This is a genomic window from Rhodoferax sp., assembly GCF_023701345.1.
Lineage (GTDB): Bacteria > Pseudomonadota > Gammaproteobacteria > Burkholderiales > Burkholderiaceae_C > Rhodoferax.
The window spans coordinates 1-8,099 of the sequence record NZ_JAMPXE010000134.1 but is presented as its reverse complement, the minus strand read 5'-3'; the positions used below and the strand labels follow the sequence as shown (position 1 = coordinate 8,099).

8 protein-coding genes and 1 pseudogene are annotated in these 8,099 nt (G+C 62.3%); all 9 read right to left on the bottom strand.

Annotated features, from left to right (window positions below):
* Nucleotides 1-45: 45 nt before the first annotated feature.
* Nucleotides 46-1,803, bottom strand: coding sequence for a DNA methyltransferase (locus NDI87_RS14825; RefSeq protein WP_296276210.1), 1,758 nt, complete (start codon nucleotides 1,801-1,803; stop codon nucleotides 46-48).
* Nucleotides 1,803-2,180: a PIN domain-containing protein gene (locus NDI87_RS14820; RefSeq protein ID WP_296276209.1), complete on the bottom strand. Its 378-nt coding sequence runs from the start codon at nucleotides 2,178-2,180 to the stop codon at nucleotides 1,803-1,805. The genes NDI87_RS14825 and NDI87_RS14820 overlap by 1 nt, the downstream gene beginning before the upstream one ends.
* A complete protein-coding gene (locus tag NDI87_RS14815) occupies nucleotides 2,177-2,419 on the bottom strand; it encodes a type II toxin-antitoxin system VapB family antitoxin (RefSeq protein ID WP_296276208.1) in 243 nt (80 codons plus the stop codon). The genes NDI87_RS14820 and NDI87_RS14815 overlap by 4 nt, the downstream gene beginning before the upstream one ends.
* A 76-nt stretch (nucleotides 2,420-2,495) precedes the next feature.
* The gene (gene sbcB, locus NDI87_RS14810; RefSeq protein WP_296276207.1) at nucleotides 2,496-3,935 is read right to left on the bottom strand and encodes an exodeoxyribonuclease I; all 1,440 of its coding nucleotides are present in this window, start codon (nucleotides 3,933-3,935) and stop codon (nucleotides 2,496-2,498) included.
* 16 nt (nucleotides 3,936-3,951) lie between these two features.
* Nucleotides 3,952-4,287 carry a hypothetical protein gene (locus tag NDI87_RS14805; RefSeq protein WP_296276206.1) on the bottom strand — a complete coding sequence of 112 codons (336 nt, stop codon included), beginning with the start codon at nucleotides 4,285-4,287 and terminating at the stop codon, nucleotides 3,952-3,954.
* Nucleotides 4,288-4,310: 23 nt separating this feature from the next.
* Nucleotides 4,311-4,814: a GNAT family N-acetyltransferase gene (locus tag NDI87_RS14800; protein ID WP_296276205.1), complete on the bottom strand. Its 504-nt coding sequence runs from the start codon at nucleotides 4,812-4,814 to the stop codon at nucleotides 4,311-4,313.
* Between the two features lie 7 nt (nucleotides 4,815-4,821).
* Nucleotides 4,822-6,153 carry a phosphoglucosamine mutase gene (glmM, locus tag NDI87_RS14795; RefSeq protein WP_296276204.1) on the bottom strand — a complete coding sequence of 444 codons (1,332 nt, stop codon included), beginning with the start codon at nucleotides 6,151-6,153 and terminating at the stop codon, nucleotides 4,822-4,824.
* Nucleotides 6,154-6,190: 37 nt separating this feature from the next.
* On the bottom strand, nucleotides 6,191-7,060 hold the full coding sequence (gene folP / locus NDI87_RS14790) for a dihydropteroate synthase (protein WP_296276203.1): 870 nt from the start codon (nucleotides 7,058-7,060) through the stop codon (nucleotides 6,191-6,193).
* A 73-nt stretch (nucleotides 7,061-7,133) separates the two neighbouring features.
* Nucleotides 7,134-8,099 (bottom strand): annotated as a pseudogene (locus NDI87_RS14785) (cell division protein FtsH); the annotation flags it as partial.

Below are 8,099 nucleotides of genomic sequence, written 5' to 3'. Positions count from 1 at the left end.
GCCTTCGTAGGTTTTCCGTAGGGCAGTCGTGTATTCGTAACCCAACTAAGAGCGCATCTTCTTGTCGCCCAGAAACGGCGGGTTGCCAATCACCACATTGGCTTTGGGCCAGGTGGCTTCACGAACGCCCGCAGAAACGGGGTCGGAGCCCGAGTTTTGCTGGGCAAAATCGGGATCCGACCCCACTTCTGCTGCACCCGGCTTTGCCGAACCTGGCTTTGCTGAACCCGGTTCTTCCACCTCAACGTGCGAACCGACGTCCAGGGGCGTGGGTGGGGCGGATGTCGGGGGCGATTTTAAAAAGCGAAGCGTATGAGCCCCCGGCGTCTGCCCTGCCCGCGCACCGGGTTCAGAAAACGAAAGCAGCGCGTCCCGGCACTCAATGTGGTCCAGCGGCTCCAGCACCGGGTTGGTCTTGAACTCGTAGCCGTGCGCCATGCGCCACTGCAACTCACCAATCCACACCGTGACGCGGGCCAGTTCAGCGGCGTATTCGTTGAGCTCGATGCCGAGCACGTTGTGCGGGCCGGTGACCAGATCGGCCTCGCGGTCGAGCCCGAACATGGCGGCATCGAGGTGGCTTTTGTGCTCGATGTCCTTGAGCGCCTTGAGGCCCATGAACAGGAAGTTGCCACTGCCACACGCTGGGTCCAGCAACCGAAAGTCATGGAGTTCTGCCAGCCAATCATGAAACATGCGCTCAGCCTTCTGAAAAGCAGAATCACCCAGCGATGCCTTGAAGTGGCGACCACCAGCGCTGTACGCTGCGCGCTTTCTCTGCTTGCTTTTGGCCATTAGCGCTCGTATGGCCTCCGCTATCAGCTCCCATTTCTGCAACAGCGGACGGCTCAACACGGGCTCGATGATGCGCAAGATGGTCGCGGGGTCGGTGTAATGGGCACCGAGCTGGCTGCGCTTGGCAGGGTCCAGGCCGCGCTCGAACAGCGTGCCGAAGATCGACACATCAATGGCCGACCAGTTCAGCGCGGCGGCGTTGCGCAGTTCGGTCACTTCCATGATGGTCAAGGCGGGCACCTTGACCTTTTTGAACAGGCCGCCGTTGAACCAGGGAATGTCGTCGTTGCCGTACAGGCCACCGTCACACATGGCGGTGAACAGGTTGGTCAGGCCCTGGGTCAATTTGTCGCTGGTGAGGTTTTTGTTGTTGACCAGCCCCTCGAACATGCGCCCGGGCAGCAGGCCCACGTCTTCGGCAAAAAAGCAGAACAGGCACTGGGTCAGAAAGTGGGCAACCTGGTCGGCATCGTTGTCACGCTTGCGCAGGCCATCGGCCAGCGTGGCAAAGCTTTTGGCGGCAGCCTCGGTGATGTCGCGGCTGGTTGTTTTGGGGCGAAAGCTCTCGGGGTCGGTCCACAGGCGGCGCAGCAGCGCCTGTTTGGCGGGCTGGTCCAGTTCGCCCAGCAACACCGTGTGAACCTCGGACGGGTGACCATTGAACTGGGTATGGATGCGAATGCTGAGCCGGTCACACACCACCAGCAAAGGCGGATTGCTCATCGCCAGGCTGTAGGTCAGCAACTGCTTGAGGGCTGTGTCGAGGTTATTGCCGGGCGCCTTGTTTTCCCAGGCGAAATGGTTGCGCTTGAAGACATCGGCATAACCTTTTTGGCCACCGATCACATCACTTTGCTCTTCAAACAAATAGCCTTTCGCACTGCCCGGTGTGGGCACGCCCAGCAACTGGCACAGGTCAATGAAGTGCGCTTGCGCGCCCTGGCGTTCGTTGAGCTCGTACGCCGGGCCGCCGGGACCCCATTTGGCGATGAAGTCTTGCGGTGTCATCACAACAGCACCACACTCAGGTGCTGAAAGTGTTGATCCAGGGTAAGCACCGGCGCCTGGTTACGCTTGGCACAGACGGCAATCAACGCATCACTTAGCGGAACCTGCAAGCCCTTGGCGCGCAATTGCGCCAGCAGGCGTCCGGCGCTCAGCCAGTCTGCCGGGGTGATCTCGAAGCAAGGCACGTTGGCCAGTAAAAAATCAAGCTGATCCTGTTCCTTGCGACCCTTGGCGCCTTGCATCAGCTCGGCCTGCACGACGCCACACAGGGCGGCACCGTCGCTGGCCAATAACTGCTCGACCTGATCGCCCAGACCGCCTTGCGGCTGGCGCAAAAAATCAATCCAGGCGCAGGTGTCAATCAAAACCAGTTTCATGGCCTGGCCTGGTCGCTCGTGGGCAAAGGCATCACATCAAGCTGGCGCAGTTCGCGCCAGTTGTCTTCAATGGGCACTTGTCCCCGCAAAGCCAGCAATTTTTTCAGACGGGCCTGACGCACGTAGTCTTGAACTGCTTGACGCAAAGCCTTGGCGGGCGAAGACTCGCCCGTGGTTTGCATCAACTGACTCATCAAATTATCATCAATTGTGATGGTTGTACGCATCAAAACCTCCACATAGTAGCATCATTCAAGTCTAGCAGCAGTGCATCAAGAATGCAAATTTAGCGCACCCAACCGTGCCGAAGCCGGCCTATCCGCGCTGCGGCGCGATCTCGGAGGCGTAGTCGTAGAGCGCACCCAGGATGGCTTCGTCGCGTTCGCTGGCGCTTTCGGCCAGTTTGTCGAGCTCTTCAAACAAGGCTTCCAGCGTCAGGGCACCGCCCGCGCCGTCAAACAGGCGCGCCGCGCGGTGGGCCTCCCAGCGCCCGGCCTCTTCGGCGCTGAGGCTGTGTGGGAAATTGCGCGCCCGGTAGCGCCACAGCAATTCGGACAAACGCGCGTCTTCAAACGCGGGCCGTGCCGTGGCCAGCTCGGCCGGACTGCATCGGCGCAGATCATTGAGGCGCCGGCGATCCGCATTGCCAACAAAACCGCCGTACAGGTCTTCATCGACGTCCACCGGCGCGGCTGCCGGCCGGGCAAACACCTGCGCCCAGATAGCACTCATGTCGGGCAAATCTCGTGCTGTGGCCGCGTGCTGCATCTGGACCGCCACATCGATGCCCCAGCGCCCGGCCATGGCCGGGCTCAGCACCTTCAGGTTGCTCATCACCATCGGCGACTTGTTGAGGTGCACCGACTTGACCGGCAGGCGGCTGATGCCTTCCGGCAAGTCGGCGGATTTGCTGAACAGGCGCAAACGGATTTGCTCGGCATTCAAGCTGGCCAGTTCAGCCGGATCCAAGGTCAGGTCCCAGGCCAGCAACTCGTTTTTGTTGGCCGGGTGCATGGCCAGCGGCCACATCAGGGCGACACAGCCGCGTTCCGGGGCAAACATGCCTGAGATATGCAGAAACGGCCGCGCGTGGGTCAGGGTGGTGGGCAAGCCCAGTTCGGCCATGACACGGTCTTTTTTGTGCAGCCCAAAACAGAAGTCAAACAGCTTGGGCTGCGCCGTCTTGATGAGCCGCGCCAGCGCGATGGTGGCCTGCACGTCGCTCAGGGCATCGTGCGCCGCCGTGTGCAACAGGCCATTGGCCGCGCTCAGGTCGGTCAATTTGAAGCTCGGCTTGCCATCGGGTTTGACGGGCCACTGGATACCGTCCGGGCGCAAGGCGTAGGCGGTGCGCACCACGTCGAGCAGGTCCCAGCGGCCGCAGTCGTTCTGCCATTCGCGCGCATAAGGGTCGATCAGATTGCGCCAGAACATGAAGCGCGTGATCTCGTCGTCAAAGCGGATCGTGTTGTAGCCCACGCCCACGGTGCCGGGTAGGCTGAAAACCTGCTCGATTTGCGTGGCAAACTGGACTTCAGGCAGGCCTTTTTCCAGGCACTCCTGGGGCGTGATGCCGGTGATCAGGCAGGCTTGGGGCTCCGGCAGAAAGTCATTGGCGGGCTGGCAGTACAGCATGAGCGGGTCGCCAATCGGGTTGAGGTCTGCGTCGGTGCGAATGGCGGCAAACTGCGCCGGCCGTGTCTGCCGGGTATTGGTGCCGAAGGTCTCGTAGTCATGCCAGAGAAAGGTGTGCATCAGAGGTATTACCTGGTCAGTCCTGCTTGGGTTGATCGCTGTGCGAGACTTCGAAACCATCGGCCACGTAGGCCGGGCCTTTCATCAACCAGACGATCACGCAGCCAAAGGACACGATCACCACTGCCGTCCAGATCAGCACGGCCAGGCCAATCATGCCGAAGTCAAACAGCTGGATATGGCGCTCAATCTCGGCCGCCGTGCCCTGGGTATAAAACAGCCGCGCCAGCCCCGACAGCAGCAGGGGCAACAGGGTGCCCAGCAGCAGCACGCGCGGCATCATGCGCAGCAAACGCAACTCGAAGCCATAAGGGGTGCGCTGGTAACCTGGGAGTTTTTTGAGCCAGTTCATGGTGCAGCAGGATCAAAAAAGGGTCAAAGCCACTTTTGCATGAACTGCGCCTGGCCCATGGCCGGATCAAGCTGGTAGTTGTCAAAGCCCAGCCGCCGGTACAGCTTTTGCGCCGGCACATTGCCTTCCAGCACTTCCAGCGTGAGCTTGCAGGCGCCGCGTGCGCGCGCCAGTTGTTCAACCAGCCCCAGCATCTGCTCAGCCACGCCTTGCCCGCGGTGCGACGCCGCCACCACCACGTCGTGCACATTGACCAGCGGCTGGCAGGCGAAGGTGGAAAAACCCTCGACACAGTTGATCAAGCCCACCGGCAGGCCATCCGATGCCCCGTCAAAAGCCAGCACACTGAACAGATTGGGCCGTGCCGCCAGCGCTTGCGGCAGGTTGGCCCTGGCAAAATCAGACAGGGGCTCGGCGCCACCCATGGGGTCGCGGGCATAAGCGTCGAGCAGATCCAGCAGGGCCTGCATGTGCTGCGGGTTGGCGTAATCGACCTGGCACAGCGTCAAGGAAGGTGCACTTGTCATGGGAACCTCAGGCGCTAATGGTGTTGGCAATGCGCTGGGCACAGGCTTTGGCCTGGACCGGGTCGCGCGCCTCGACCATGACCCGCACCAGGGGCTCGGTGCCGCTGGCGCGAATCAGCACCCGGCCGTTTTGGCCCAGTTCGGCCTCCACGGCACGTGTTTCAGATTCCAGCATGGCGCTGGTTTGCCAGTCCTGCCCGGGTTTGAGCCGGATGTTGATCAGCGTTTGAGGAAACAGCGTGACACCGTTGAGCAGTTCCGCCAGCGACTTGCCGCTGCGCACGCTGGTTTGCAGCACCTGCAGGGCCGAGATCAAGCCGTCGCCGGTGGTGTGCTGGTCCAGCGCCAACAGGTGGCCCGAACCCTCGCCGCCAAGCAGCCATTTGTTTTTTTCCAGTTCTTCGAGCACGTAGCGGTCACCCACCTTGGCCCGCACCAAGGGCACGCCGCGCGCCTGCAGGGCCAGTTCCACCGCCATGTTGGTCATCAGCGTGCCGACCACACCGGGCACGGCTTCACCGCGGCGCAGCCGGTCGTCGACCATCAGGTACAGCACTTCATCGCCATTGAACAAACGGCCGTCGGCATCGACCATCTGCAAGCGGTCGGCATCGCCGTCCAGGGCAATGCCGACATCGGCCCGGTGCGCCTTGACGGCGGCGATCAGCGCCTCGGGGTGGGTGGCGCCAAAGCCCTTGTTGATGTTCAGGCCGTCCGGCGAACAACCGATGGCGATCACCTCGGCACCCAGTTCGTGGAACACCTTGGGGGCAATCTGATAAGCAGCGCCGTTGGCCGCATCGACCACGATGCGCAAGCCCCTGAGCGTCAGATTGTTGGCAAAGGTGCTTTTGCAGAATTCGATGTAGCGGCCGGCAGCGTCGTCCAGGCGCCGTGACTTGCCCAGGTTGGCGGAGTCCACCCAGACCGGGTCCTGGCGCAGCGTGGCTTCCACGTCGCGCTCCCAGGCATCGGACAACTTGGTACCCTGGGCGCTGAAAAACTTGATGCCGTTGTCTTCAAACGGATTGTGGCTGGCGCTGATGACCACGCCCAAAGAGGCGCGTTGCGCCCGTGTCAGGTAAGCCACCCCTGGCGTTGGCAAAGGGCCGAGCAGCACCACATCGACACCGGCCGAGTTGAAACCACTCTCCAGCGCGCTCTCCAGCATGTAACCGGAAATCCGGGTGTCCTTGCCAACCAATACCGTGGGTTTGGCCTCATGGCGTTTCAGCACACGACCGACAGCATGGGCCAGCTTGAGGGTGAAGTCTGCCGTGATGGGCGCTTGCCCGACGGTACCGCGAATGCCGTCGGTACCAAAATATTGCCTTGTCATTGTTGTGCCTTCACCTGAGTCTTGATTCAAACAGCGGCTATCTTATCGCCTCCAGCACCCGCAAAGCCTGCACGGTTTCCTTGACGTCATGCACCCTGACCACTGTGGCACCGCGTTCGACCGCCAGCAGCGCCGCCGCCAGGCTGGGTGCCAGGCGCTCGGTCGCCGACAGACTGGCATCAGGATGACCGTGCGGCACCATGCCCGCCAATGACGACTTGCGCGACCAGCCCGCCAGCACCGGGTAACCCGCTTGCAGCAACTCGGCCTGGCGCGCCAGCAAGGCAAAATTTTGCGCCACGGTCTTGCCAAAGCCAATGCCAGGGTCCAGCATGATTCTGGCCTTGTCCACACCCAGTGCCTGCAAGTCTTGCGCCGATTGCGCCAGGAAGGCGCGCACCTGCGGCACCACATCGCCCTGCATGGGCGCGACTTGCATGGTCTGGGGTTCGCGGTGCATGTGCATCAGGCAAACGCCACAGTTGGGGTGCGCCGCCACGACCGCTGTGCCATGCAGGCTGTTTGCCCCCGCTCCGCCGTCCTGCCAGCGCAGGGCCCAGATGTCGTTGATGATGTCGGCGCCCAGGTCCAGCACGGCCTGCATCACCCCCGGCTTGTAGCTGTCCACCGAGACCGGCACACCCAGACGAACGGCCTCGCGCAGCACCGGAACGACGCGGGCCAACTCATCTGCCAGACTGACCGGCGGCGCCCCGGGGCGGGTGGATTCGCCGCCAATGTCGAGAATGTCGACACCGTCAAGGATCAGTTGCTCGCAGTGCCTCAGTGCCGCCATGGTGGAGCCATGCTGGCCACCGTCCGAGAACGAGTCCGGCGTGACGTTGACAATGCCCATCACCTTGGGTCGTGCCAGGTCAATTTGATAGCGACTGGTCTGCCAATACATGGTCACACCCCCGTTGGATCGTTAGTGGGTCAAAAAAAAACGGGGCCGCAGCCCCGTGATTGGATGTCACCGCTCAGGCCGCGTGGGGGGCCGCATCCGGATTGACGGCGGGTGTGCCGCCGCTGCCGGTGTCAGAGCTTGAGGCAGGCATGCGTGGCGACCAGTCCTTGGGCGGCCGGGGCGGCTTGCCGGCCATGATGTCGTCCAACTGGTCGCTGTCGATGGTTTCCCACTCCAGCAAGGCCTTGGCCATGACGTGCATGTGTTCGCTGTGTTCTTCGATCAGGCGGCGCGCCAGGGCGTACTGCTCGTCGATGATGCGACGCACTTCGGCGTCGACCTTCTGCATGGTTTCTTCGCTCATGTTGGTGGTCTTGGTGACCGAGCGGCCCAGGAACACTTCGCCCTCGTTCTCGGCATAGACCATCGGCCCGAGCGCTGCGGTCATGCCGTAGCGCATGACCATGTCACGGGCGATGTGGGTGGCGCGCTCGAAGTCGTTGCTGGCGCCGGTGGTCATCTGGTTCATGAACACTTCTTCGGCAATCCGGCCACCAAACAGCATGCTGATCTGGTTCAGCATGTACTCCTTGTCGTAGCTGTAGCGGTCCTGTGCCGGCAGGCTCATGGTGACCCCCAGCGCGCGGCCGCGCGGAATGATGGTGACCTTGTGCACCGGGTCGCACTTGGGCAGCAGCTTGCCGATCAGGGCGTGGCCCGACTCGTGGTAAGCCGTGTTGCGGCGCTCGCTCTCGGGCATGACCATGCTCTTGCGTTCCGGGCCCATCAGGATCTTGTCCTTGGCCTTCTCGAAGTCCTGCATCTCCACGGTGCGGGCATTGCGCCGCGCGGCCATCAGGGCCGCCTCGTTGCACAGGTTGGCCAGGTCGGCACCCGACATGCCGGGCGTGCCACGGGCGATCACGGCGGGGTTGACGTCCGGGCTCAAGGGCACCTTGCGCATGTGCACGTTCAAAATCTGCTCGCGGCCACGGATGTCGGGCAGCGTCACATAGACCTGGCGGTCAAAACGACCCGG